General features: G+C 68.0%; 24 protein-coding genes. 16 read left to right on the forward strand and 8 right to left on the reverse strand.

The genetic code is table 11. The annotated features are described in order from the left end of the window. Window positions 1–6: 6 nt before the first annotated feature. The 3 genes from SBI80_RS22795 to SBI80_RS22805 all read left to right on the forward strand — a co-directional run bounded on the left by SBI80_RS22795 (window position 7) and on the right by SBI80_RS22805 (window position 3,523). Window positions 7–570: a TetR/AcrR family transcriptional regulator gene (locus SBI80_RS22795; RefSeq protein WP_318977116.1), complete on the forward strand. Its 564-nt coding sequence runs from the start codon at window positions 7–9 to the stop codon at window positions 568–570. A 198-nt stretch (window positions 571–768) separates the two neighbouring features. Continuing rightward, window positions 769–2,394 carry a chaperonin GroEL gene (groL, locus tag SBI80_RS22800; RefSeq protein WP_318977117.1) on the forward strand — a complete coding sequence of 542 codons (1,626 nt, stop codon included), beginning with the start codon at window positions 769–771 and terminating at the stop codon, window positions 2,392–2,394. A gap of 127 nt (window positions 2,395–2,521) precedes the next feature. Then, complete coding sequence (locus SBI80_RS22805; protein WP_318977118.1) at window positions 2,522–3,523, forward strand: zinc-binding alcohol dehydrogenase family protein; 1,002 nt, start codon at window positions 2,522–2,524, stop codon at window positions 3,521–3,523. Between the two features lie 4 nt (window positions 3,524–3,527). Here SBI80_RS22805 and SBI80_RS22810 read toward each other — a convergent pair whose 3' ends face one another. Continuing rightward, window positions 3,528–4,844: an MFS transporter gene (locus SBI80_RS22810; protein ID WP_318977119.1), complete on the reverse strand. Its 1,317-nt coding sequence runs from the start codon at window positions 4,842–4,844 to the stop codon at window positions 3,528–3,530. Between the two features lie 151 nt (window positions 4,845–4,995). Here SBI80_RS22810 and SBI80_RS22815 point away from each other — a divergent pair, with 151 nt between their 5' ends. After that, complete coding sequence (locus tag SBI80_RS22815) at window positions 4,996–5,970, forward strand: carbon-nitrogen hydrolase family protein (protein WP_318977120.1); 975 nt, start codon at window positions 4,996–4,998, stop codon at window positions 5,968–5,970. Here the strand turns inward: SBI80_RS22815 and SBI80_RS22820 are convergent. Then, complete coding sequence (locus tag SBI80_RS22820; RefSeq protein WP_318977121.1) at window positions 5,865–7,598, reverse strand: N-acyl-D-amino-acid deacylase family protein; 1,734 nt, start codon at window positions 7,596–7,598, stop codon at window positions 5,865–5,867. The two genes, SBI80_RS22815 and SBI80_RS22820, sit on opposite strands and share 106 nt — an antisense overlap. Window positions 7,599–7,644: 46 nt before the next feature. On the opposite strand from SBI80_RS22820, the gene SBI80_RS22825 reads away from it, so the two are divergent. The 6 genes from SBI80_RS22825 (at window position 7,645) to SBI80_RS22850 (ending at window position 12,553) form a co-directional block, all read left to right on the forward strand. Continuing rightward, window positions 7,645–8,037, forward strand: coding sequence for a VOC family protein (locus tag SBI80_RS22825; protein ID WP_318977122.1), 393 nt, complete (start codon window positions 7,645–7,647; stop codon window positions 8,035–8,037). A gap of 81 nt (window positions 8,038–8,118) precedes the next feature. After that, window positions 8,119–8,643 (forward strand): mycothiol transferase, encoded by a 525-nt coding sequence (locus SBI80_RS22830; protein WP_318977123.1) that lies wholly within the window; start codon window positions 8,119–8,121, stop codon window positions 8,641–8,643. Beyond that, window positions 8,640–9,221 carry a PA-phosphatase gene (locus SBI80_RS22835; RefSeq protein WP_318977124.1) on the forward strand — a complete coding sequence of 194 codons (582 nt, stop codon included), beginning with the start codon at window positions 8,640–8,642 and terminating at the stop codon, window positions 9,219–9,221. The genes SBI80_RS22830 and SBI80_RS22835 overlap by 4 nt, the downstream gene beginning before the upstream one ends. 9 nt (window positions 9,222–9,230) lie before the next feature. After that, window positions 9,231–10,742 (forward strand): aldehyde dehydrogenase family protein, encoded by a 1,512-nt coding sequence (locus tag SBI80_RS22840; RefSeq protein WP_318977125.1) that lies wholly within the window; start codon window positions 9,231–9,233, stop codon window positions 10,740–10,742. A 72-nt stretch (window positions 10,743–10,814) separates the two neighbouring features. Further along, entirely contained in the window at window positions 10,815–11,681 is an 867-nt protein-coding gene (gene ppk2 / locus SBI80_RS22845; protein ID WP_318977126.1) for a polyphosphate kinase 2, read from the forward strand. Between the two features lie 26 nt (window positions 11,682–11,707). After that, entirely contained in the window at window positions 11,708–12,553 is an 846-nt protein-coding gene (locus tag SBI80_RS22850) for a hypothetical protein (protein ID WP_318977127.1), read from the forward strand. Here SBI80_RS22850 and SBI80_RS22855 read toward each other — a convergent pair. Together SBI80_RS22855 and SBI80_RS22860 are read right to left on the reverse strand one after the other, a co-directional pair. Beyond that, window positions 12,550–12,864 (reverse strand): hypothetical protein, encoded by a 315-nt coding sequence (locus SBI80_RS22855; protein ID WP_318977128.1) that lies wholly within the window; start codon window positions 12,862–12,864, stop codon window positions 12,550–12,552. The genes SBI80_RS22850 and SBI80_RS22855 overlap by 4 nt on opposite strands. Beyond that, window positions 12,861–14,864, reverse strand: a complete 2,004-nt coding sequence (locus SBI80_RS22860) for a prolyl oligopeptidase family serine peptidase (RefSeq protein WP_413232784.1) — start codon at window positions 14,862–14,864, stop codon at window positions 12,861–12,863. The genes SBI80_RS22855 and SBI80_RS22860 overlap by 4 nt, the downstream gene beginning before the upstream one ends. Before the next feature lie 80 nt (window positions 14,865–14,944). On the opposite strand from SBI80_RS22860, the gene SBI80_RS22865 reads away from it, so the two are divergent. From SBI80_RS22865 to SBI80_RS22875, 3 genes are read left to right on the forward strand one after another with little or no spacing between them, the layout of a single operon-like run. Further along, window positions 14,945–15,439: a DUF779 domain-containing protein gene (locus tag SBI80_RS22865; RefSeq protein ID WP_318977130.1), complete on the forward strand. Its 495-nt coding sequence runs from the start codon at window positions 14,945–14,947 to the stop codon at window positions 15,437–15,439. A 32-nt stretch (window positions 15,440–15,471) separates the two neighbouring features. Continuing rightward, window positions 15,472–16,869 (forward strand): dihydrolipoyl dehydrogenase, encoded by a 1,398-nt coding sequence (gene lpdA, locus SBI80_RS22870; RefSeq protein WP_318977131.1) that lies wholly within the window; start codon window positions 15,472–15,474, stop codon window positions 16,867–16,869. Between the two features lie 10 nt (window positions 16,870–16,879). Then, window positions 16,880–17,149 carry a hypothetical protein gene (locus tag SBI80_RS22875; RefSeq protein WP_318977132.1) on the forward strand — a complete coding sequence of 90 codons (270 nt, stop codon included), beginning with the start codon at window positions 16,880–16,882 and terminating at the stop codon, window positions 17,147–17,149. Here the strand turns inward: SBI80_RS22875 and SBI80_RS22880 are convergent. Beyond that, a complete protein-coding gene (locus SBI80_RS22880) occupies window positions 17,146–17,673 on the reverse strand; it encodes a carboxymuconolactone decarboxylase family protein (RefSeq protein ID WP_413232790.1) in 528 nt (175 codons plus the stop codon). The genes SBI80_RS22875 and SBI80_RS22880 overlap by 4 nt on opposite strands. 56 nt (window positions 17,674–17,729) lie before the next feature. Beyond that, the gene (gene ramB / locus SBI80_RS22885) at window positions 17,730–19,157 is read right to left on the reverse strand and encodes an acetate metabolism transcriptional regulator RamB (RefSeq protein ID WP_318977134.1); all 1,428 of its coding nucleotides are present in this window, start codon (window positions 19,155–19,157) and stop codon (window positions 17,730–17,732) included. 144 nt (window positions 19,158–19,301) lie between these two features. On the opposite strand from ramB, the gene SBI80_RS22890 reads away from it, so the two are divergent. From SBI80_RS22890 to SBI80_RS22900, 3 genes are all read left to right on the forward strand, one after another. Continuing rightward, window positions 19,302–20,078 (forward strand): acyl-ACP thioesterase domain-containing protein, encoded by a 777-nt coding sequence (locus SBI80_RS22890; protein ID WP_318977236.1) that lies wholly within the window; start codon window positions 19,302–19,304, stop codon window positions 20,076–20,078. Between the two features lie 259 nt (window positions 20,079–20,337). Beyond that, entirely contained in the window at window positions 20,338–21,624 is a 1,287-nt protein-coding gene (gene aceA, locus SBI80_RS22895; RefSeq protein ID WP_318977135.1) for an isocitrate lyase, read from the forward strand. A 99-nt stretch (window positions 21,625–21,723) separates the two neighbouring features. Continuing rightward, the gene (locus SBI80_RS22900) at window positions 21,724–22,578 is read left to right on the forward strand and encodes a 3-hydroxybutyryl-CoA dehydrogenase (protein WP_413232785.1); all 855 of its coding nucleotides are present in this window, start codon (window positions 21,724–21,726) and stop codon (window positions 22,576–22,578) included. A 26-nt stretch (window positions 22,579–22,604) separates the two neighbouring features. On the opposite strand, the gene SBI80_RS22905 is transcribed toward SBI80_RS22900, so the two are convergent. Both SBI80_RS22905 and SBI80_RS22910 read right to left on the reverse strand, forming a co-directional pair. Continuing rightward, the gene (locus tag SBI80_RS22905) at window positions 22,605–23,225 is read right to left on the reverse strand and encodes an endonuclease domain-containing protein (protein ID WP_318977137.1); all 621 of its coding nucleotides are present in this window, start codon (window positions 23,223–23,225) and stop codon (window positions 22,605–22,607) included. 301 nt (window positions 23,226–23,526) lie between these two features. Beyond that, on the reverse strand, window positions 23,527–24,405 hold the full coding sequence (locus SBI80_RS22910; RefSeq protein ID WP_318977138.1) for a polyphosphate kinase 2 family protein: 879 nt from the start codon (window positions 24,403–24,405) through the stop codon (window positions 23,527–23,529). Window positions 24,406–24,408: the final 3 nt, after the last annotated feature.

Here is a 24,408-nt window from a genome sequence, read left to right on the forward strand (position 1 = left end):
ACCGAGGTGACCGAAGTGGACCGGCCATTGCGCGCCGACGCCGCCCGCAACCGGGCACGCGTGCTCGAGGTGGCGTACGAGACGTTCGCGGCCGAGGGGCTGTCGGTGCCCATCGACGAGATCGCCCGTCGTGCCGGTGTCGGTGCGGGCACGGTCTACCGGCACTTCCCGACCAAGGAGGCGCTGTTCGCCGCGGTGATCGACGACCGGGTGCGCGGACTGGTCGCCGGGGGCCGGCGGCTGCTCGACACCGTCGGCCCCGGCGAGGCGCTGTTCGCGTTCCTGCGGGACATGGTCGGCACGGCGTCGGCCGACCACGGTCTCGTCGAAGCCCTGGCCAACTACGGCATCGACGTCGACGCGGCCGCCCCTGGTGCCGAGGCGGCGTTCCTCGAATTGATGGGGGAGCTGCTGGAGGCGGCGCAGGAGGCCGGCACCGCCCGGCGCGACGTCGGCGTGGCGGAGGTCAAGGCGCTGCTGGTCGTCTGCAAGGCGACGCAGGGGTACGACGACGAGGTCACCGGCAAGGTGATGGCCGTGATCGAGGCGGGTCTGCGCGCGTCGACCTGAGGACGTCGCGACCGGTCCGAACCTTGCACTCGACCAGGGCGAGTGCTAAAAATGACGTTGGCACTCGCGATCGGTGAGTGCTAGGTCGGGACGGTGAGACAAGGGGCCGCATGATGCGGAGCACGCCCGAGTCGTCCGTCGCGGGCACTGAGCCCGACCACGAATCGTGCCATCCCTAATCCGGAGGAACACTTCGCAATGGCCAAGACAATTGCGTATGACGAAGAGGCCCGCCGCGGCCTCGAGCGTGGGCTCAACGCCCTCGCTGACGCAGTAAAGGTGACGTTGGGCCCCAAGGGCCGCAACGTCGTGCTGGAGAAGAAGTGGGGCGCCCCCACGATCACCAACGATGGTGTGTCCATCGCCAAGGAGATCGAGCTGGAGGACCCGTACGAGAAGATCGGCGCAGAGCTGGTCAAGGAAGTCGCCAAGAAGACCGACGACGTCGCTGGTGACGGCACCACCACCGCTACGGTCCTCGCCCAGGCACTCGTTCGCGAGGGTCTGCGCAACGTGGCCGCCGGCGCCAACCCGCTGGGTCTGAAGCGCGGCATCGAGAAGGCCGTCGAGAAGGTCACCGAGACCCTGCTGGCTTCGGCCAAGGCCATCGAGACCAAGGAGCAGATCGCTGCCACCGCCGGCATCTCCGCCGGTGACCAGTCCATCGGCGATCTGATCGCCGAGGCCATGGACAAGGTCGGCAACGAGGGCGTCATCACGGTCGAGGAGTCCAACACCTTCGGCCTGCAGCTCGAACTGACCGAGGGCATGCGCTTCGACAAGGGCTACATCTCGGGTTACTTCGTGACCGACGCCGAGCGTCAGGAAGCCGTCCTCGAGGAGCCCTACATCCTCCTGGTCAGCTCCAAGGTCTCCACCGTCAAGGATCTGCTGCCCCTGCTGGAGAAGATCATCCAGTCCGGCAAGCCGCTGCTGATCATCGCCGAGGACGTCGAGGGCGAAGCCCTGTCGACCCTGGTGGTCAACAAGATCCGTGGCACCTTCAAGTCCGTCGCCGTCAAGGCCCCTGGCTTCGGTGACCGCCGCAAGGCGATGCTGCAGGACATGGCCATCCTCACCGGTGGACAGGTCATCAGCGAAGAGGTCGGGCTGTCCCTGGAGACCGCCGACGTCTCGCTGCTCGGCAAGGCCGACAAGGTCGTCATCACCAAGGACGAGACCACCATCGTCGGTGGGTCGGGCGATGCCGACGCGATCGCCGGTCGGGTCGCGCAGATCCGCGCCGAGATCGAGAACAGCGATTCCGACTACGACCGCGAGAAGCTGCAGGAGCGCCTGGCCAAGCTGGCCGGCGGTGTTGCGGTGATCAAGGCCGGAGCTGCCACCGAGGTGGAGCTCAAGGAACGCAAGCACCGCATCGAAGACGCCGTGCGCAACGCCAAGGCCGCCGTCGAAGAGGGCATCGTCGCCGGTGGCGGCGTGGCTCTGCTGCAGGCGGCTCCTTCGCTGGAGGAGCTCACGCTCACCGGTGACGAGGCCACGGGTGCGAACATCGTGCGCGTCGCGCTGTCGGCCCCGCTCAAGCAGATCGCCTTCAACGGCGGCCTCGAGCCGGGCGTCGTCGCGGAGAAGGTCACCAACCTTCCTGCGGGTCACGGCCTGAACGCCGCGACCGGTGAGTACGAGGACCTGCTCAAGGCCGGCGTCGCCGACCCGGTCAAGGTCACCCGCTCGGCGCTGCAGAACGCGGCGTCCATCGCGGCGCTGTTCCTCACCACCGAGGCCGTCGTCGCCGACAAGCCGGAGAAGGCCGCCGCACCTGCTGGCGACCCGACCGGTGGCATGGGCGGCATGGACTTCTAAGTCCGAACTGCGCATCGAAGAGCCCGGTCCCTGGAAGTCTCAGGGGCCGGGTTCCTTCGTCTGCGACGCAGGATCAGCCGGCTGCCGCACGGCATCGTGCGTCGCGGCCACGACGGAGGGATTGGACATGACCACGATGACCGCGATCGGCGCCTTCGCGGGCGAGTCGATCGACGACCCGCACACCTTGCAGGACGTCACCGTCGAGGTGCCCGAATTGCGTCCCCGCGACGTGTTGGTGCGGGTGCTGGCCGTGTCGGTCAACCCGGTGGACGTCAAGCAGCGCCTCGGGCTCTCGCCGTCGTCGGCCCCGGCTATCCTCGGGTACGACGGGGCCGGGATCGTGCAGGCCGTTGGACCGCAAGTCGATTCGCTGAGCATCGGCGACGAGGTCTGGTGGGCCGGGGACATCACGCGGCCGGGAAGCAACGCCGAATTCCAGGCGGTCGACGAGCGCATCGTCGCGCGCAAGCCCACCTCCCTGAGCTTCGGTGACGCCGCCGCCCTGCCTTTGACCACCATCACCGCGTGGGAGTCGCTGTTCGACAGGTTCGGTCTGACGCCGCACTCGACGGGGGATCTGCTGGTGCTTGGCGCCGCGGGCGGCGTCGGGTCGATCATGATCCAGCTCGCCAAGGCCCGCACGGGCGTTCGGGTGATCGCCACCGCCAGCCGTGACGAGTCCGTCCGGTGGGCCAAGGCGATGGGTGCCGACGCCGTCATCGACCACCACCACCTGCGTGAGCAGGCCCTCGACGTCGCGCCAGCCGGCGTCGACTTCCTGTTCTCGCCGCACTCCAAGGGCAACGTCGACGATTACGCCGAGATCGTCAAGCCGTTCGGCCACGTCGTCGCGATCGACGAGCCGCCCGGCCTCGACCTCGTCGGGCTCAAGGCCAAGAGCATCGCGTGGCATTGGGAGCTGATGTTCACCCGGTCGATGTTCGAGACCCCGGACATGATCGAGCAGCAGCGCCTACTGACGGTCGCGGCCGAGCTGGTCGACCAGGGTGTGCTGCGCAGCACCGTCACCGAGACGATCCAGGACTTCTCGGCGGCCGGCCTGCGACGGGGCCACCGCGCCGTCGAGTCGGGGCGAATGACCGGCAAGGTGGTCATCACCCGGTGAGCCGCTACAGCTCCTCGAGCGGAGTTGGCTCGAGCAGCAGGGTAGCGACGACGGCGATGCCGGCCGTCACCACCAGGTAGCCGCAGGCCAGCCACGGCCGCCCGCCTGCGGCGCCGATCAGCGCGGTGAGGATCAACGGCGTCAGGCCCGAGGCATACACGCCCGACAGCTGATACACCGTCGAGAGCCCGGTGTAGCGGATGCGCGCCGGGAACAGCGACGCGTACAGCGAGCCCTGCGCACCATAGAACCAGGCGTGCACGATGCCGAACACCAGCACCATCGCCAGGGTGTACAGCCAGATGTTCCTGGTTCCGAACAGCGCGAAGACCGGGAATACGGCGACGCCGTAGGCGGCAACGCCCGTGGCGTACAGCTTCTTCGGGCCGAAGCGGTCGGTCAGCAGACCCGACACCGGAATCAGGACCGCCATCAGCAGCGCCGCGAAGGTGACCGCGATCAGGACGGGGATCTTGTCGAGCTTGAGGGTGCCGGTGGCGTACGAGATCGCGAACACACCCCACGTGTTGAACGCCGCTCCCTCGCCCCAGCGCGACAGCATGCCGAGCACGGTTGCGCGCAGGGCCGGCGGCCGGAACACCTCCTTGACGGGGACGGCGGCGCGGTCACCGCTGTCGCGCACCTTCTCGAACGCCGGTGTCTCGGTGGCGCGCAGCCGGACCACGACGCCGAAGACCACCAGCAAGATGCTGATGAGGAACGCCACCCGCCAGCCGTAGCGCAGGAAGGCGTCGTCGGGGAGCAGCACCTGCAACAGCGCGAACACACCGGTGCCGAGCGCAAGGCCGATCGCCAGCCCAACCTGCGGAATGCTGCCGAACAACCCGCGCCTGTGCGGTGGCCCGTGCTCGACGGCCAGCAGCACCGCACCCGCCCATTCGCCACCGAGCGCGAAGCCTTGCACGATGCGCAGCACCAGCAGCAGGATCGGCGCGAGCACGCCGATCTGCGCGGCGGTGGGCAACACGCCCATCAGCGCGGTGGCGACACCCATCAGGAGCATCGTCAACGCGAGCGTCTTCTTGCGGCCAATCCGGTCGCCCACGTGACCGAAGACGAAGCCGCCGATGGGCCGCACCAGGAAGCCGACCGCGAAGGTCGCGAACGACAGCAGGGTGCCGACGAAGGTGCTCTGGTCGGGGAAGAAGGCCTTGTTGAACACCAGGCTGGCCGCGGTGGCGTAGAGGAAGAAGTCGTACCACTCGATGGTGGTGCCGACCAGGCTGGCCCACAGCGCGGTTCGCGCCTGCGGCGAGATGGCGTCGCCCCGGTCGTCCACGGAGGCGTTGATGACAGTCACGAGAGTCCATCAGCTCACGTCACCGGGGGCCGTCACCAGGGTTGTGCGCGCCGTGATCGAAACGCGGCTCGCGACGCCGACGGAGCACTATGGGGCACGGAACACCACGGGCTGTAATGCCTTCGCCATTCGACGCCACGGAGAACTGACCATGCGCACCTTGACCATCGCCGCGATCCAGACGGCGCCCGTCGCGTTCGACGTCGACGCCAGCTGGGACCGGTTCCGCTCCAGGGTCCGCGCCGTACGGGACACCTTCGCCCACGTCGACCTCGTGGTCGTGCCCGAGCTGATGCTGGCCGCAGAGGCGCCGCTGCTGCAGGCCCGCGGCGGCTGGATGCACGAGGTGGCCGAGCCCATCGGAGGTCGCACCACCGAACGCGTGGCCGCACTGGCGAAGGAGACCGGGCTGTGGCTGGTGCCGGGCAGCATCTACGAACGTGGGGACGGCGACGAGGTCTACAACACGGCGATCGCGGTGTCGCCGCTGGGTGAGATCGCCGCGACCTACCGCAAGGTCTTCCCGTGGCAGCCGTACGAACGGACCACCCCCGGTGCCGAGTTCGTCGTCTTCGGCATCCCGGACGTCGGACGGGTAGGCCTGGCGATCTGCTACGACGGGTCGTTCCCCGAGACGGCGCGCCAACTGGCCTGGCTCGGCGCCGAGGTCGTCATCCAGCCGACCCTGACGACGACGCGCGACCGCGAGATGGAACTCGTCTGCGCCAGGGCCAACGCATGGACCAATCAGTTGTACCTCGTCAACGTCAACGCCTCCGATCCCGCGGGGGTCGGGGCGAGCTGCGTCGTCGACCCCGAGGGCACCGTGCGTCAGCAGGCGGGAACGGGTGAAGAGGTGCTCATCGACTGCTTGGATCTGGACGCCGTCAGCCGGGTGCGGGCGTCGGGCACCTTCGGCCTGAACCGGCCGTGGGACCAGATCTCCCGGTATGGCGCAGATCTGAAGCTGCCGATGTACGGCGGCGCGGGGATCGACACCCCGCCCTGGCACACCGCGAATCAAGCTGGGGAAGAACGTCTTCCGCGGACCAGCTTGCCGGGACGCGCCGAGGTGGGGACGCCGTTCTCGGCGATCACCTCACCGGAGACGACGGTCGCCACGTAGCCGTCGGCGGTCTGGTCGAGGCGGCGGCCGCCCGCGGGCAGGTCGTGCACCACCACCGGTCGGTGCAGGCGCACGGCGGCGTGGTCGATGACGTTCAGGTCGGCCTTGTAGCCCACGGCGATGCGGCCGCGGTCGGCTAGGCCGGCCACCCGGGCCGGGACCGACGTGAGCTCCCGCACCGCCTCGGCCACCGTCAGCCGGCCGGTGGCACGGTCGCGCGCCCAGTGCGCCAGCATGTAGGTGGGAAAGCTTGCGTCGCAGATCATTCCGTAGTGTGCGCCGCCGTCACCGAGGCCGAGTACCACGTCGTCGCGACGAAAGAGCTCGGCCACCGTGTCCAGCGAGGCGTCCCGGAAGTTGGCCAGGGTGACCATTAGCATGGCGTGGCCGTCGTCGTCGAGCAGCCGGTCGTAGGCCTCCTCCAGCGGTGTGACGCCGTTGGCCGCGGCCCGGCTGGCGATGCTGTCCGCACGCGACGGCTCGTAGTCCGGCGGGTCACCGAGCGGGAACATCCACTCGAAGGCCTGCGCCGCGAACATCAGCGGGTGACCGTCGGCACCCGGCTTGTCGGCCAGAATTCGCTCTCGCACTTCGGGTTTGCGCATCTGCGCGACCCGCTCGGCCAGCGGTAGGTCGGCGATCTCCCGGTAGCTCGGGTACGTGACGAAGGGATTGCCAGAGAGTTCCAGGCCGATCAGCAGGCCGATCGGCCGAGGGAAGACCTGGGCGGTGAACTGCGGGTCGGCTGTCGCGGCCCGCTGGTTGGCCTTCTCCACCATGGTGAGGCCGTCGACGAAGAACGGATCTCCGGCGTTGCCGACGGCCAGGGTGAACGTCACTGGTAGCCCGACGTCCTCGGCGACGTCGAACACCGTCTGCAGCGCCGGTCCGTAGTCACCGGCGACCAGATCGGGGACGAATTGAATCAGCCCGCCGCCAGCGTCCTGCACGCCCCGGGCGATGGCCTCCAGCTCGGCCTGGCCGGCGTTGAAACTCGGTATGGGCTGCCCGCTTTCGCTCCTGTGCAGGGTCAACCGGGACGACGCGAAGCCGAGTGCTCCGGCGCCGACGGCCTCGGCGGCGAGCTTGCGCATCAGCGCCAGGTCCTCGTCGGTGGCGGGCTCGCGGTCGACGCCGCGCCGACCCATCGCGTAGACCCGCAGCGGCGAGTGCGGAAGCAGCGCGGCCACGTCGATGTCGCGGGGGTTGGCGTCGAGGCGGTCGAGGAACTCCGGGAAGGTCTCCCAATCCCAGGGCAGGCCGTCGACCATCACCACACCGGGGATGTCCTCGACGCCCGCCATCAGATCGACGAGGGTGTCGTGGTCACCCGGGCGGCACGGCGCGAAGCCGACGCCGCAGTTGCCCATCACCGCGGTGGTGACGCCATGGGCGGACGACGGTGTCATGCGGTCCGACCAGATGGCCTGGCCGTCGTAGTGGGTATGCAGGTCGACGAAACCGGGGGTGACCAGCAGCCCGGTCGCGTCGAGTTCGCGGGTGGCCGAGCCGACGACCTCGCCGACCGCGGCGATCACCCCGTCGGCCACGGCCACGTCACCGACAATGGGTTGCGAACCGAGCCCGTCGACGATCGTGCCGTTGCGAACGATCAAGTCGTAGGCCATCACTCGAATGTACGACGCGACGCCGGTCGGATGCCAGGATGTCGGCATGATCGATCACTTCGGCATCATCTGCGCGGACTACGCGAAGTCCACGGCCTTCTACGACGCGGTGCTTGCAGTGCTGGGATATTCCCGGCAGATGGACGTCGGGCGGGCCGTCGGTTACGGCCGTGGTGGCAAGCCGGACTTCTGGTTGGAGGATGGAGCCCCGGGGCAAGCCGACATGGGCCAGCCGACGAAGGGCATCCACTTCGCCTTTCAGGCGGCGAGTACCCAGGAGGTCGTGGCGTTCCACGAGGCGGCGGTCGGACTGGGGCTGGATTCGCTGCACGCACCGCGGCTCTGGCCGGAGTACCACCCTGGCTACTTCGGAGCGTTCGTCCGCGACCCCGACGGCAACAACGTCGAAGCCGTGTTCCACGGGGCCGACCCGGCCTGACGCCGGCTCCGAATCGTCGAGTGACCCAGGGGTAATGGCCGCGGACGGCCATCGAACGGCCCGACGGGTAGCGTCGCAGGCATGGCTGACACCGACATCGCGGCTGCTCGCGAGCTGCTGCGCGACTCGTTCACCCGGCTGATCGAGCATGCCGACGACATCACCGACGGCCTCACCGACGACGTCGCGTACTACCAGCCGTCGCCGGGGGCGAACACCATCACCTGGCTGCTGTGGCACAGCGCCCGGGTGCAGGACGCGCAGCTCAGCGAGATCGCGGGCACCGAACAGGTGTGGTTCCGCGAGGACTGGGTGAAGCGTTTCGCGCTCGACCTGCCCGACGACTCCACCGGATACGGCCACACCCAGGAACAGGTGGCCAAGGTCCGCGCCTCGGCCGACCTGCTCGCTGGGTACTACCGGGCCGTGCATGCGATGACGCTGGCCTACGTCGCCTCGGTGACCGCCGAGGACCTCTCGGTGATCGTCGACCGCCGATGGACGCCCGCGGTGACGGCGAGTGCCCGCATCGTCAGCATCATCGACGATTGCGCGCAGCACCTCGGCCAGGCGGCCTACGTCGGGGGCCTCGTCGGGGCCGGATGACGATCGCGCGGACCCTCCGTTGGTGGCCACTGGTCGGCCTGTCGGCCCTGGTGCTGCTCGGACTCCTGGTGGGCCGGGGTTCGACGCCCCTGGACGACTGGTTCCTCGACCTGCGCCACGAACACCGGTGGTTGGGGTCGTTGCTGGCGTTCACCGACGCTCGACTGGTCGTGCTGACGTTCGTCGTCGCCGTGGCGATCGCCGTGTATCGGCGGCGGTGGCGGTTGGCGGCGGTGACGGCGGTGACGCCGGTCGCCGCCGTGGTGGCCGTTCGGGTGCTCAAGCGGATCTTCGGCCGCGAGAAGGGCGGTGCGCTGGCCTATCCCAGCGGGCACGTCACGGTGACGATCGTGGTGCTGGGCCTGCTCGTCATCGTGGTGGGCGCGACGGCGTGGATGGTCATCGTGGCCGTGCTGTGGGCGCTGCTCGGCCTACTCGGGCAGGCGTTCACGCACCACTACTTCACCGACACGGTCGGCGCGGTGTTCATGGCGACGTCGCTGCTTCGTCTCGCCGTGGGCTTCGCCGGACTTGACAGGTGTCAACCCGGCTGCGACCTAGATCACAGCAGCGGTTAACATGAGCGCATGACTGCAACGCCCGACGTCGATGCCAGCGCGAAGATCCTGAACCCCGCCACGGGCGCGGTGGCGGGCACGGTGCGTTGGACGGATCCCGCCGACGTGCCCCGCATCGCCGCGGGCCTGCGGCGGTCCCAGCGCGAATGGGAAGCGCGCGGGGCTGCGGGGCGGGCCAAGGTGCTGGCCCGCTACGCCGTCTGGCTGGGCGAGCACCGCGACGAGATCGAAGCGCTGCTGATCGCCGAGACCGGCAAGTCGGCGACCGACGCAGCTCAAGAGGTGCCGCTGCTGATCATGATCGCGTCGTACTACATCAAGACGATGGAGAAGGCGCTGGCGCCGGAGACTCGGCCCGCCTCCCTGCCGTTCCTGTCGATCAAGAAGATCGCCGTGCACTACCGACCCCGTCCGGTGGTCGGCATCGTCGCCCCGTGGAACTACCCGGTGGCGAACCTGCTGATGGACGGCATAGCCGCGCTGGCGGCGGGTTGCGCGGTGCTGCTCAAGCCTTCGGAGCGCACCCCGTTGACCGCCGAGCTGCTGCTGCGCGGCTGGATCGACTCGGGCGCCCCCGACGTCATGGCCATCGTCCAGGGCGCGCGGGAGGCCGTCGAGGCCGTCGTCGACGCGAGCGACTACATCCAGTTCACCGGCTCCAGCGCGACCGGCGCCAAGGTGATGGAGCGCGCCGCGCGGCGGTTGGTGCCGGTGAGCCTCGAGCTCGGTGGCAAGGACCCGATGATCGTGCTCGAGGACGCCGACGTCGACCTGGCCGCCCACGCCGCGGTCTGGGGCGCGATGTTCAACGCCGGGCAGACGTGCGTGTCAGTCGAGCGCGTCTACGTGCTCGAGCCGGTCTACGACGCGTTCGTGGCCGCCGTCGTGCGCGACGTCGAGAAGCTCAAGGTGGGCGCGGGGGAGGGTCACGACTTCGGCGCGCTGATCGACGACAGCCAGGTCGACGTCACCGACCGGCACGTCGCGGACGCCCTGGCCAAGGGTGCCAAGGCGCTGACCGGTGGCAAACGGCCCACCGGACCGGGCAGCTTCTACCCGCCGACGGTGCTGGTCGACGTCGACCACTCGATGCTGTGCATGACCGAGGAGACCTTCGGGCCCACATTGCCGATCATGAAGGTGGCCACCGTCGCCGAGGCGGTGCGGCTGGCCAATGACAGCCAATACGGGCTCAGTGCAGCGGTGTTCTCCCGTGATGTCGAACGCGCCAATGACGTTGCCCTGCAACTGGATTGCGGTGCCGTGAACATCAACGACGTGATCTCCAACCTGATGTGCACCACGGCCCCGATGGGCGGGTGGAAGACCTCGGGCATCGGTGTCCGCTTCGGCGGTGCCGAGGGCATCCGCAAGTTCTGCCGCCAGGAGGCCATCGTCGCGCCCCGCACCAGCGTCGGTGCGGGCGGCAACTACTACGACAACTCGCCCAAGGCGCTCAAGCGAATGAACGCGATGATGACGAAGTTCGCGCTGATCCGCCCCAGGCGCAAGGCGAAGTAACTCGCGCGCACCGCTACCTGTCGTTCACCCGCACGTCACCCTCGCTTCGGCATGGGTCGATAGGTTTCGCCGGTGACCTTGGATGCCCAGGCCGTCAACGGCTACAGCGTGCGCGACGACGATGACGACGATCCCGAGCTGATCATTCAGCCGACCGGCGAGGTCGTGGACACCTGGCGGGAGAACTACCCGTACGAGGAGCGCATGAAGCGCGACGAGTACGAGGAGCAGAAGCGACTGCTGCAGATCGAACTGCTGAAGCTGCAGAAGTGGAGCCAGACCCACGGGCACCGGCACGTCATCGTGTTCGAGGGGCGCGACGCCGCGGGCAAGGGCGGCACCATCAAACGCTTCATGGAGCACCTCAACCCGCGCGGGGCCCGCGTGGTGGCGCTGGAGAAGCCCACCGAGCGCGAGCGCACGCAGTGGTACTTCCAGCGCTACGTCAACCACTTGCCCGCCGCCGGGGAGATCGTCCTGTTCGACAGGTCGTGGTACAACCGCGCGGGTGTGGAGAGGGTGATGGGCTATTGCTCGCCCAAGCAGCACGCCGAGTTCATCCGCCAGGCTCCACTGTTCGAGCAGATGCTGGTCAACGACGGCGTGAGCCTGACCAAGCTGTGGTTCTCGGTGACCCAGGCCGAGCAGCGCACCCGGTTCACCATCCGGCAGGTCGACCCGGTCCGGCAGTGGAAGCTCTCGCCCACCGACCTCGCGTCGCTGGACAAGTGGGAGGACTACACGGCGGCCAAGGAGGACATGTTCGCCTGGACCGATACCGAGATGGCGCCGTGGACCGTGGTGAAGAGCAACGACAAGAAACGCGCCCGCATCAACGCGATGCGCTACGTCCTCGGTAAGTTCGACTACGACAACAAGGATCACGAGGTGGTCGGCCGGGCCGATCCGCTGATCGTGGGGCGCGCGCTGGGCGACTGACCGGCGTCGGGACGGGAGGACGCAGCATGCGCGTGCTGGCGTCCGTCGTGTTCTGGCTGCTGACCACCGTCGCGCTCGCGGTGGCGGTCCCCGCCATGTGGGCGCAGCACCACGTCGTCGACCGCAACGGTTTCTCCGCCTTCGCGACGTCGGCTGCCAAGGACCCGGCCGTCGCCCAGGCGATGGCCGGTGCGCTGACCTCGAGGCTGACCGGGCTCGCCGCCAACTCCGGATACGACGTGAACCAAACCCTGTTCGAGGGGGCGGCGCGGGCCTACACCAACGGTGATGCGTTCCCCGGCCAGTTCGCGTTGGCCAACCAGGTAGCGCACCGCTGGCTGTTCACCGACGTCGCCGTGACGCCCGATGCGTCCGGGCGCTGGCAGATCGACCTCTCGCCGATGCTGGCCGACGGCTCATTCCGGCAGACCCTCGAGGACTTCGGGATCAAGGCGCCGACGACGCTCGAGGTTCCGCTGACCGAGAACGTGTCGCAGCACCTACGACCCGGGCAGTTGCGCGAGGTGGCCAAGTGGGGACCGTGGGTCAGCGTCGGTGCGGCCGTGCTGGCGGGCGCGTTCGCACTGCTGACCGTGGCCTCCGCCAGGCGTCGCGGCAAGGCCATTGCCGCGCTTGGGATTTCGGCGATGCTCGTCGGGGCGACCGGCTGGGCGGGAATCGAGGTGGGGCGGCGGTACGTCGACGACGGACTGAAGTCCGTGCCGGACGACGTCCGCGGCGTGGCCGCCGCGATGGCCGACTACGCCGTCGGCAGCATGCATCTGTGGCTCAACCTGACACTGGCCGCCGGGCTGGGTCTCGTCGCGCTCGGTGTGATCGTCACCGTGCTGGGCGGTCTGCGCCGCAGCTAGTGGGGTGGATCCGGATCGCGCTTGGCCGGGTCGGCCGAGATGATGCGTCCGCCGATCTTCAGGTTGGGCGTGCGGAAGTAGGCCCACCCGAACATCAGCACGCACGCCATGGCCACGAACGCCAGTGAACTCTGCAGGTCCGGCAGACCGGCCACGAACAGCACCGGGATGGCAGCCAGCAGAGCGCCCCAGTAGATGCGCCGCTTCACCGTGCGCTTGGGTAGCGTCGCGGAATCCCAGCCGGGCAGCGCCAGCCCGACCGCCAGGATGGCCAGCCCGGCGTAGAACAGGCCCAGCGACAGCGTGCTCACCCGTCACCAAGAACCCGGTGCAGGAACTCGTAGATCAGCGCCGATCGGAACGCCGTCTGCGCGTTGTCTGCCGCACCGGCGTGGCCGCCCTCGACGTTCTCGTAGTAGCGCACCCGGTGTCCGGCCGCCTCGAGCGCCGCGGTCATCTTCCTGGCGTGCCCGGGGTGGACCCGATCGTCGCGCGTCGAGGTGGTCATCAACAGCTCGGGATACTCGCGGTCGGCCGAGATATTTTGATAGGGCGAGTATTCGGAGATGAAGGCCCAGTCCTCCGCGTCGTCCGGGTCGCCGTACTCGGCCATCCACGACGCGCCGGCGAGCAGCAGGTGGTAGCGCTTCATGTCGAGCAGCGGCACGCTGCACACCAGGGCGCCGAACAGCTCGGGATACTTGGTCAGCATGATGCCCATGAGCAGCCCGCCGTTGCTGCCCCCCTGGGCGCCGAGCTGATCGACGGTGGTGATGCCCCGCGCCACCAGATCCGCTGCGACGGCGGCGAAGTCCTCGTGCACCAGATGCCGGCCCTCGCGCATGGCCTGGGTGTGCCAGCGCGGACCGTACTCACCGCCGCCGCGGATGTTGGCGAGCACGTACGTCCCGCCCCTGGCGAGCCAGAGCTTGCCAAGCACGCCCGCGTAGCCGGGGGTGTTGGACGACTCGAAGCCGCCGTATCCGCTCAGTAGCGTCTTGCCCGGCCCGGTCGAATCGCGGTGGCTCACCACGAAGTACGGGATCTTGGTGCCGTCGGCCGAGGCGACGAAGTGCTGGTTCACCTCGATGTCGGAGGCGTCGAAGAACGACGGCGCGCTCTTGATCTCGGTGACCTCTTCGCCGGCGTGCCCCCACAACAGTCGCGACGGAGTGTCGAAACCGCTTGAGTCCAGGAAGATCTCGTCACCGTACTCGTCGACGTCGACCACCACGGTCGTGGTGTTCGGCGGAACGCCGGCGATCGGTTCCCGCTGCCATGATCCCGGGGTGACCAGCTCGACGTGAGTCGCCACGTCGACGAGGGTGACCAGCACAAGACGATCGCGGGTCCACGCGTAGGTGTCCAGGCTGGTGTGTTCGTCGGGTTCGAAGATCACATTCAGTTCTACTGTGCCGCTGAGGAAGTCGTCGTACTTGGCGGCGAGTAGCGAACCCGCTGGGTAGGTCGTGGTACCCACCGTCCAGTCGGTGCGCGGCCGCACCAGCAGCCACTCCCGGTGGATGCCGATCCCCGCATCGGTGGGCGCGTCGATCCGGAGTAGTTCCTCGCCGCGGATCTCGAAGTGCTCGCGGTTGAAGAAGTCGGTCGACCGCGTGGCCAGCAGGCGTTCGAAACCGGGCGTCGGATCGAAGCCCACGCCCACGCTGACGTCGGAGGCGACGCCCTCGAAGACGGTCTGCGCATCGGCGAGCGGCTGCCCGCGCCGCCACCGCTTGGCGACACGCGGGTAGCCGGAATCGGTCAGCGAACCGGGTCCGAAGTCCGTGCCGACGAGCACGGTGTCCGCGTCCTCCCACGAGACGCTGGCCTTGGCCTCGGGCAGGACGAACCCATCGACGACGAATTGCCGTGTGACGAGGTCGAATTCGCGGGTCACGGTCGCATCGGACCCGCCGCGCGAGAGGCTGATGAGAGCCAGCGTCAGGTCGGGTTCGAGGACCTCGGCGCCGGCCCACACCCACTTCTCGTCGTCAGCCGCCGCCAGTGCGTCGACGTCGAGCAGAACGTCCCAGTCGGGATCGTCGGTGCGGTACTGCTCGAGGGTGGTGCGCCGCCACAGCCCACGGGGATGGTCCGCGTCGCGCCAGAAGTTGTACAGGTACTCACCGCGGCGGCGGACGTAGGGGATGCGCGCATCGGTGTCGAGGATGGCCAGCGCCTCGGCCCGCATCTGCTCGAAGCGCTCCCCGGAGAGTTCGGCGAGCGTCGGCTCGTTGTGGCGTCGCACCCACTCCAGCGCGTCGTCACCGGTGATGTCCTCGAGCCACAGATACGCGTCGTCGTCCACCCGACCATTGTGACCGCGCGCGTAGTGTGAGTTGAGTAACACCCGTGCCAGCAGGGGGAGGACGATCGATGGACGACGGCATGCCGCCACGCGCTCTGGTCACCGAGGCCGCGGCAGCTCTGCTGCGCACGCTGCAGGAGCGACACGGCGCGTTGATGTTTCACCAGTCCGGCGGGTGCTGCGACGGTTCGTCGCCGATGTGCTACCCGGACGGGGAGTTCATCGTCGGGGACCGAGACATCCTGCTGGCCATCCTCGACGTCGGCGACCCCGGTGTGCCGGTGTGGATCTCCGGCAGCCAGTTCGAGGCCTGGAAGCACACGCAGCTGGTGATCGACGTGGTGCCCGGTAGGGGCGGCGGGTTCAGCCTGGAGTCGCCGGAGGGCATGCGCTTCCTCAGTCGCGGCCGGGCCTACACCGAGCAGGAGAACCGATTGCTCGAGGCGGAACCTCCCGTGACGGGGGCGCAGTACGAGGCCGGCCAGCGTCCCCGCGCGGACGGCACGCACGTCGTCGCCGAGGCCAGCGACGCCTGTCCGATCCCGGCTGCCCGGGCGGTGCAGGTGCAGGCCTAGGGGTCCTTCGACACGACCATTAGGCTGGACCCGTGACTCACTATGACGTCGTCGTACTCGGTGCCGGCCCCGGCGGTTACGTGGCTGCCATTCGCGCGGCCCAGCTCGGATTGAACACCGCGATCGTCGAGCCGAAGTACTGGGGTGGTGTCTGCCTCAACGTTGGCTGCATTCCGTCCAAGTCGCTGCTGCGCAACGCGGAACTGGCTCACATCTTCACCAAGGAAGCCAAGACGTTCGGCATCAGCGGTGACGCCTCGTTCGACTACGGCTCGGCGTTCGACCGTAGCCGCAAGGTCGCCGACGGCCGGGTGGCCGGCGTGCACTTCCTGATGAAGAAGAACAAGATCACCGAGGTGCAGGGCCGTGGCTCGTTCACCGACGCCAACACGCTGTCGGTCGAACTCAACGACGGTGGCACCGAGACGCTCACCTTCGACCACGCGATCATCGCGACCGGTAGCCGCACGCGGCTGGTGCCGGGCACCGAGCTGTCGGACAACGTCGTCACCTACGAGTCGCAGATCATGGAGCGCGAGCTCCCCAAGTCGATCGTGATCGCCGGCGCCGGTGCCATCGGCATGGAGTTCGGCTACGTGATGAGCAACTACGGCGTCGACGTCACCATCGTGGAGTTCCTGCCGCGCGCGCTGCCCAACGAGGACGCCGAGGTCTCCAAGGAGATCGAGAAGCAGTTCAAGAAGCTGGGCGTCAAGATCCTCACCGGCACCAAGGTCGAGTCCATCACCGACAAGGGGGCCGAGGGCGTCACCGTCACGATCAGCAAGGACGGCAAGCACTCCGAGCTGGTGGCCGAAAAGGTCATGCAGTCCATCGGGTTCGTGCCCAACGTCGAGGAACTCGGCCTGGACAAGGCCGGCGTGACGCTCAACGACCGCAAGGCCATCGAGATCGACGACTACATGCGCACCTCGGCGCCGCACATCTACGCCATCGGCGACGTCACGATGAAGCTGCAGCTGGCGCATGTCGCCGAGGCGCAGGGCGTGGTGGCCGCCGAGACCATCGCGGGTGCCGAGACCCTGGCGCTTGGCGACTACCGGATGCTGCCGCGGGCCACGTTCTGCCAGCCGCAGGTCGCCAGCTTCGGACTGACCGAGCAGCAGGCCCGCGACGAGGGGTACGACGTGAAGGTGGCGAAGTTCCCGTTCACCGCCAACGGCAAGGCGCACGGGCTTGGCGAGCCGGGCGGCTTCGTCAAGATCATCGCCGACGCCAAGTACGGCGAACTGCTCGGCGGCCACATGATCGGCCACGACGTCTCCGAGCTGCTGCCCGAACTCACGCTGGCGCAGAAGTGGGATCTGACGGTCAACGAGCTGACCCGCAACGTGCACACCCACCCCACGCTGTCAGAGGCGCTGCAGGAGTGCTTCCACGGTCTGGCCGGCCACATGATCAACTTCTGAGGGTCAACGCGTGAGAGCGACGATCGTCGCCGGTCTCGGCGGTCTGATCATCGGGCACATGCTGTGGCTGCTGGCGATCTCCGTGGCGACCAAGACCACGACGGTCAACGCGTGGGTGCTGCTGATCGCGGGGGTGTCGCTGGCGCTCGCCGTCGCCGGCGGTCTGCTGGGCCGACGGTTCCATGCCCGCAAGGCCCATGCCAAGGCAGCGTTCGCGTGGGCGCTGCCGGTCTCGCCGATCCTGCTGTCGCTCAGCGTGCTCGCCGTGACCTACCTCTAGTCGGGGAAGTCCAGCGGGATCTTCAGCGTCGCCATCGTGGCCGCCAAACCGTCGTACTGACCGGCCAGCATGCAGAACTCGATGAGCTGCTTGCGGTCGAGGTGCGACGCCAGCGCCGCCCAGGTCTGCGGCGACATCGACCGTGTGACGACGAACTCGTCGGTCGCGGTGATCAGCACCCGCTGCTTGTCGGTGAGCCCGTCGGCGTCGGGTCCGGCGAAGATGGCGGCCTGGGTCTCGTCGTCGACGCCGCGGCTGCGCGCCAGGCGGCGGTGTTGCTGCAGCTCGTATTCGCAGTCCCGTAGGTGGCCGACGCGCAGGATCACCAGCTCGGCGTCCTTGCGCGACAGCTTGCCCCAGTTCAGCAGCACGCCGGAATAGGGCAACCAGGCCAGGAACAGCAGCTTGTGCTGACCGATTGTGTCCATCAGATGAAAGCGCGGCGCGCGGATGAACCGGGCCCCTGCCTTGGCGATGACCCATCCGATGGGGCCGAGCTCGCGCAGGCTTCCCCTGGCGGGGATGCGCGGGGTCTCTGGCGAGCCCGCTGTCTCGTGGCTCCGGTCGGCCGGGGTCTCGGTCACGAGTGCTTCACCAGATAGGGCGACACGGTGCTCCGATGCTCGTCGAGGTCGAGGGCCCGCCCCAGGGCGGGGAAGGCGCGCTGCGGACAGTTGTCGCGCTCGCACACCCGGCAACCGGCACCGATCGGGGTGGCGATTTCACCAGACAAATCGAGGCCCTCCGAGTACACCAGGCGTTGCGCGTGCCGCAGCTCGCAGCCAAGCCCGATGGCGAACGTCTTGCCGGGCTGACCATAGCGCGATGCCCGCCGCTCCACGGTACGTGCCACCCACATGTAGTGGCGCCCATCGGGCATCTGCGCGATCTGCACCAGGATCTTGCCAGGGTTGGCGAAGGTCTCGTAGACGTTCCACAGCGGGCAGGTGCCGCCGCTGGACGAGAAGTGAAAACCGGTGGCGGACTGGCGCTTCGACATGTTGCCGGCGCGATCCACCCGGACGAACGACAGCGGCACGCCGCGCATCGACGGACGCTGCAAGGTCGAGAGCCGGTGCGCGATGGTCTCGTAGCTGACCGAGTAGAAGGCCGACAGCCGCTCCACGTCGTAGCGGAAGTTCTCCGCGACGTCGTGGAACTGGCGGTAGGGCAGTACGGTCGCCGCCGCGAAGTAGTTGGCCAGGCCGAGCCGCGCCAGGGTGCGGGATTCGTCGCTGGTGAAGTTGCCCTCGGCGACCATCGCGTCGACCAGGTCGCCGAACTCGAGGTAGGCGAGCTCGGCGGCGAGCTTGAAGACCGTCTGGCCGGACGGCAGATGCCCGCCGATCTCGAGGGTCTTGGTCGCGGGATCGAAGCGGTGCAGCACGGTGTCCCCGAGGTCGCTGCGCTTGACGATGTGCACGCCGTGCACGCGGGTGAGCCGATCGGACAGCTCGGCGGCCAGGTCGGCGCGGTGCATCCGCATCCGCACCGTCAGATCCTCGGCGGCGGTGTCGAGCTCGTGCAGGTAGTTCTGCCGCTGGTAGAAGTAGTCCCGCACCTCTTCGTGCGGCATGGTGATCGAACCCGATCCCGAGCTGAAGCCGCTGCCGTCGGAGAACCGGCCCTCGGTCAGGGCGGCCAGCTGCGTGGTGGTCAGGCGGTACCGGCGATGCAGGTTGACCATCGCCTGGGCCAGCGTCGGATGGGTGCTGACGACCTCGGCGATCTCGGCCGGGTCGACGTCCACGCCGAGGTCGGCATCCATCGTCACCTCGCGCAGTTCGGCGACCAGCCGGGTGTCGTCCTGGCTGGCGAAGAACGTCGCATCGACGCCGAACACCTCGGTGATGCGCAGCAGCACCGCGACCGTCAGCGGCCGCACGTCGTGCTCGATCTGATTCAGGTAGCTGGGCGAGATGTCGAGCATCTGCGCCAACGCTGCCTGGCTGAACCCGCGCTCGCTTCGCAGCTGGCGGATGCGCGATCCGACGAACGTCTTGGCCACGACGCCGAGCCTAGCCAACGTTGCGAAGGACGTCTTCGCATCCTTGGCAGTGAGGTGGCTGTGGCAGTATCGGGATTCGTGAGTACCACCGGGGAAGCCGCCGGGGGCCCGGCACGGGGGCCGCGGGTTGGTCTGGCCAAGGTCATGATGCCGGTCCCCGATCCGCACCCCGACGTCTTCGACGTCCAGTGGCCGCTGCGGGTCGCCGACGTGGATCGCACCGGCCGGCTCAAGTTCGACGCCGCGACCCGCCACATCCAGGACATCGGCTCGGACCAGCTGCGGGAGATGGGCTTCGACGACACCCATCCGCTGTGGATCGTCCGCCGGACCATGATCGACCTGATCGAGCCCATCGAGTTCAAGGACATGCTGCGGTTGCGGCGCTGGTGTTCGGGGACGTCGAACCGCTGGTGTGAGATGCGGGTGCGGATCGACGGCCGTCGGGGCGGGCTGATGGAGTCCGAGGCGTTCTGGATCAACATCAACCGCGAGACCCAGGGGCCGGCCCGAATCTCCGACGACTTCATCGCCGGGCTGCAGCGCACCACCGACGTCGACCGGCTGCGCTGGAAGGCCTACCTGAAGGCCGGCAGCAGGGAGACGGCCGACCAGACCCGCGAGTATCCCGTCCGCGTCTCCGACATCGACATCTTCGACCACATGAACAACTCGGTGTACTGGTCGGTCGTGGAGGACTACCTGCACGGCCATCCGGAACTGCTCAAGGCGCCGCTGCGGGTGGCCATCGAGCACGACCTTCCGGTGGCGCTCGGCGAGAAGCTGGACATCGTGACCCACGTCCATCCGGCCGGCTCGACCGATGCATTCGGTGAGCACCTCGTCGATCGGACTGTTACAACGCTCACATATTTGGTCGGCGATGAGGTCAAGGCCGTCGCCAGCCTGTTCGCGCTCTGAATCGATCGCGCTAGCAGTACGAGCGTACTGACCTGCGATAACTTGCTACTGGACGGTAACTTCTGAACCGTTTCAGCTGCCGGTGGTCTTCGCAATCTTTGCAAGATCGTCGCGATGGTTGGCGAAAATTGACAAGCGAAACAGGTGGACCTGCGCATATGGGCTGTGACATGGTCGAGTCAGCACGAAAAGTTAACTCGCGGTGGCGTTAACAAAGAATGAGCATGACGTCGCCTGCGGCCGTAACCGAAGGAGCCCGATGTCCACCGTTGGCACACCGAAGTCGCCCGAACAGATCCAGCACGATTGGGACCACAACCCTCGCTGGAAGGGCATCACCCGCACGTACACCCCCCAGGACGTCGTCGCGCTGCAGGGCACCGTCGTCGAGGAGTCCACGCTCGCCCGCCGCGGCGCCGAGGTCCTCTGGGAGCAGCTGCACACCATGGACTTCGTCAACTCGCTGGGCGCGCTGACCGGCAACATGGCCGTGCAGCAGGTCCGTGCCGGCCTGAAGGCCATCTATCTGTCGGGCTGGCAGGTCGCCGGTGACGCGAACCTGTCCGGCCACACCTACCCCGACCAGAGCCTGTACCCGGCCAACTCGGTGCCCCAGGTCGTGCGTCGCATCAACAACGCGCTGCTGCGCGCCGACGAGATCGCCAAGGTCGAGGGCGACCGCTCGGTGGAGAACTGGCTTGCCCCGATCGTCGCCGACGGCGAAGCCGGCTTCGGTGGCGCGCTGAACGTCTACGAGCTGCAGAAGGCGATGATCGCCGCCGGTGTCGCCGGTTCGCACTGGGAGGACCAGCTGGCCTCGGAGAAGAAGTGCGGCCACCTCGGTGGCAAGGTGCTGATCCCCACCCAGCAGCACATCCGCACCCTGACCTCGGCGCGCCTGGCGTCCGACGTCGCCGACGTGCCCACGGTCGTCATCGCCCGCACCGACGCCGAGGCCGCCACGCTGATCACCTCCGACGTCGACGAGCGCGACCAGCCGTTCATCACCGGTGAGCGGACCAAGGAAGGCTTCTACCGCGTCAAGAACGGCCTGGAGCCCTGCATCGCCCGCGCCAAGTCCTACGCGCCGTACTCCGACCTCATCTGGATGGAGACCGGCACCCCGGACCTGGAGCTGGCCCGCAAGTTCGCCGAGGGCGTCAAGAGCGAGTTCCCAGACCAGATGCTGGCCTACAACTGCTCGCCGTCGTTCAACTGGAAGAAGCACCTCGACGACGCGACCATCGCGAAGTTCCAGAAGGAGCTCGGCGCGATGGGCTTCAAGTTCCAGTTCATCACCCTCGCCGGCTTCCACGCCCTGAACTACTCGATGTTCGATCTGGCCTACGGCTACGCCCGCAACCAGATGAGCGCCTACGTCGAGCTGCAGGAGCGCGAGTTCGCCGCCGAGGAGCGTGGCTACACCGCGACGAAGCACCAGCGCGAGGTCGGCGCCGGGTACTTCGACCGGATCGCCACCACCGTGGATCCCACCTCGTCGACCACCGCGCTCGCGGGTTCGACCGAAGAGGGCCAGTTCCACTAGGCCCCGTTTCCTGCGCGAGCAGACGTAAAGGGTCCTGAAATCCCGTATTTCAGGGCCCTTTTGCGTCTGCTCGCGGGGCATGAAGTAGAAAGTGTGAGCGTGACTATCGAACGAGTTGGCGTCATCGGGGCCGGTCAGATGGGCGCTGGCATCGCCGAGGTAGCGCTGCGGGCCGGCGTCGACGTGGTGATCTTCGAACCGACCGACGCGCTGGCCACCGCCGGCCGCGACCGCATCACCGCCTCGCTGGAGCGGGGGGTGAGCCGGGGCAAGCTCAGCGAGGCCGACCGCGACGCCGCGCTGGCGAAGCTGACCGCCACGTCGACGCTGTCGGACCTGGCCGATCGCCAGCTGGTGATCGAGGCGATCGTCGAGGACGAGGCCGTCAAGGCCAAGGTCTTCGCCCAGCTCGACGAGATCGTCACCGATCCCGACGCGGTGCTGGCGTCGAACACCTCGAGCATCCCGATCATGAAAATCGCTGCGGCGACGAAGAACCCGGGCCGCGTGCTGGGGCTGCACTTCTTCAACCCGGTGCCGGTGCTGCCGCTGGTCGAGTTGATCAGCACGCTGGTCACGAATGACGCCGCAGTCGAGCGGGTGGCGAGCTTCGCCGCGGACACGCTCGGCAAGAAGGTCGTGCGCTGTGGCGACCGGTCGGGCTTCATCGTCAACGCGCTGCTGGTGCCCTATCTGCTGTCGGCGATCCGGATGGCCGAGGCCGGCGTCGCCACCGTCGAGGACATCGACACCGCCGTGGTCGCTGGGCTGTCGCACCCGATGGGGCCGCTGCGGCTGTCCGACCTGATCGGCCTGGACACGATGAAGTTGATCGCGGACTCGATGTACGACGAGTACAAGGATGCGAACTATGCGCCGCCGCCGCTGCTGCAGCGGATGGTCGAGGCGGGCCAGCTCGGCAAGAAGACGGGCAAGGGCTTCTACGCGTACTGAGGCTCGGCAACGTCAGCGTCGGGCCATCAGCGCTCGGCGCACCCGCGTGACATCTCGGCGCGCTCGTGGCGCAGCTGGACGGCGCTCACGCGCACGATCGACCAGCCGCGGTTGGCCAGGAACTCGAGCCGGACGATGTCGTTGGCGTAGGCCCGCGGATCGTCGAAGTGCTGCGCGCCGTCGTACTCCACGCCGACCATCCACTGCGGGTAGCCCATGTCGATACGCCGGCGAACGCGACCGCGATCGTCGAGGACCGGAATCTGCGTGACCGGCCGCGGCGTGATCGAGCGGGCGAGCAACAACCGCAACCGCGTCTCCTGCGGCGACTCGGCGCCGCCGTCGGCCATCGCGAGCGTTCGCCGCAACTGCTTGATCCCCCTCGCGCCCGGGTGGCCGGCCGCGATCGTCTCGACGTCGGTGACGGCGCAGCGGGTCGCGTTCAGCAGAGCGTCGACGCGAACGATGCCCTGGTCCCGCGGTGTGCGCCTGCCGAGGTCGTACGCGGTGCGGGCAGCGGTCGTGCACGGGATGCCGCCAAGCTCGCACAGTTCGTCGTCGGCGATGGCGTCGCCGCGGACGATGATCCCCGGCGGCGTCGCATACAGGACCTGGCGATCTCGGCGGGTGCGTCCGCGGGCAGCCACCTGGTCCCGAGTGTCGCGGCCGCCGAGCTGCCGACCAGGACGGCCTCGCGACCCGACCAGAGCCAGGCGGCATACGCGCGGTCGCGGGCCGACAGCTGCAGGCCAATCGGCGCATACACGTTGCGGTGCACCTTGACGAAGCGCGTTCGCAGCTGGTGCCGGCTCACGCGCCCGGAGGCGAGCGCTTCCGAGCCGACGACGATTCCGTTCAGCTCGGGTTGGGCGCACCAGCCGGCGATTCGGTTCCACGAGACTCGGGAAGATGCGGAGACTAGGGCGAATTCCCGCAACTTGCCGAGTCTCAGTGCGTCTTCAACCGCTTCTTCTCGGTCTTGACGTCGAAATCGGCTGGTGGCCAGGATAAGTCGAGCCCGCCGAGCGCGTCGATCAGCAGCTCGGTGACGGCCAGCCGGGCATACCACTTGCGATCGCACGGAATGACGTGCCACGGTGCGTAGTCGGTGGAGGTGCGCTCCAGCACCGCCTGGTAGGCCTGCTGGTAGTCGGGCCACCGCTCGCGCTCGTCGATGTCACCCGGGTTGAACTTCCAGTACTTGTCCGGCCGCTGCAGACGCTCGGCGAGGCGCTTGCGCTGCTCGTCGAGCGAGACGAACATCGCCACCTTCACGATCGTCGTGCCGTCGTCGACCAATTCCCGTTCGAAGGCGTTGATTTCGTCGTAGCGAGCAGACCACACGTCGGGTGGCACCAAGTCGTGCACGCGCACGATCAGCACGTCCTCGTAGTGCGAGCGGTCGAAGACGCCGATGTGACCCGCCGGGGGCAGCGCATTGCGGATGCGCCACAGGTAGTGGTGGGAAAGTTCCTCCGCGGTCGGCTTTCCGAAGCTCGCATATCGGATGCCCTGTGGGTTGCCGGCTCCGACAACGTGTTTGACGATTCCGCCCTTGCCCGCGGTGTCCATCCCCTGCAGTACTAGCAGGACCTTGCGAGGGTCACCCGACCGGCTGCGGGCGTACAGCATCTCCTGCAGGTCGGCGAACGACTCGTTGCGTTCGGCCTGCAGATCGGGGGCGTCGGACTTCGATCCGGTGAATCCGGGGGTCGCTCTGGTGTCGAGGTCGGCGATCTGCTCACCCGCCCGGTACTGCAGATGCGTACGCGGGTCGTGGCTCCAGAGTGACGGAGTGTCGGTGTCGGGGGTCTCGGGGTCGGACATCCG

The sequence above is a fragment of the Mycolicibacterium sichuanense genome, from assembly GCF_033741125.1.
Classification (GTDB): domain Bacteria; phylum Actinomycetota; class Actinomycetes; order Mycobacteriales; family Mycobacteriaceae; genus Mycobacterium.

Coding starts and splice junctions, on each gene's coding strand:
- groL (WP_318977117.1), top strand. CDS start 769: ATGGCCAAGACAATTGCGTATGACGAAGAGGCCCGCCGCGGCCTCGAG.
- SBI80_RS22805 (WP_318977118.1), top strand. CDS start 2,522: ATGACCACGATGACCGCGATCGGCGCCTTCGCGGGCGAGTCGATCGAC.
- SBI80_RS22815 (WP_318977120.1), top strand. CDS start 4,996: ATGCGCACCTTGACCATCGCCGCGATCCAGACGGCGCCCGTCGCGTTC.
- SBI80_RS22820 (WP_318977121.1), bottom strand. CDS start 7,598: ATGGCCTACGACTTGATCGTTCGCAACGGCACGATCGTCGACGGGCTC.
- SBI80_RS22825 (WP_318977122.1), top strand. CDS start 7,645: ATGATCGATCACTTCGGCATCATCTGCGCGGACTACGCGAAGTCCACG.
- SBI80_RS22830 (WP_318977123.1), top strand. CDS start 8,119: ATGGCTGACACCGACATCGCGGCTGCTCGCGAGCTGCTGCGCGACTCG.
- SBI80_RS22835 (WP_318977124.1), top strand. CDS start 8,640: ATGACGATCGCGCGGACCCTCCGTTGGTGGCCACTGGTCGGCCTGTCG.
- SBI80_RS22840 (WP_318977125.1), top strand. CDS start 9,231: ATGACTGCAACGCCCGACGTCGATGCCAGCGCGAAGATCCTGAACCCC.
- SBI80_RS22850 (WP_318977127.1), top strand. CDS start 11,708: ATGCGCGTGCTGGCGTCCGTCGTGTTCTGGCTGCTGACCACCGTCGCG.
- SBI80_RS22865 (WP_318977130.1), top strand. CDS start 14,945: ATGCCGCCACGCGCTCTGGTCACCGAGGCCGCGGCAGCTCTGCTGCGC.
- SBI80_RS22890 (WP_318977236.1), top strand. CDS start 19,302: ATGATGCCGGTCCCCGATCCGCACCCCGACGTCTTCGACGTCCAGTGG.
- aceA (WP_318977135.1), top strand. CDS start 20,338: ATGTCCACCGTTGGCACACCGAAGTCGCCCGAACAGATCCAGCACGAT.
- SBI80_RS22910 (WP_318977138.1), bottom strand. CDS start 24,405: ATGTCCGACCCCGAGACCCCCGACACCGACACTCCGTCACTCTGGAGC.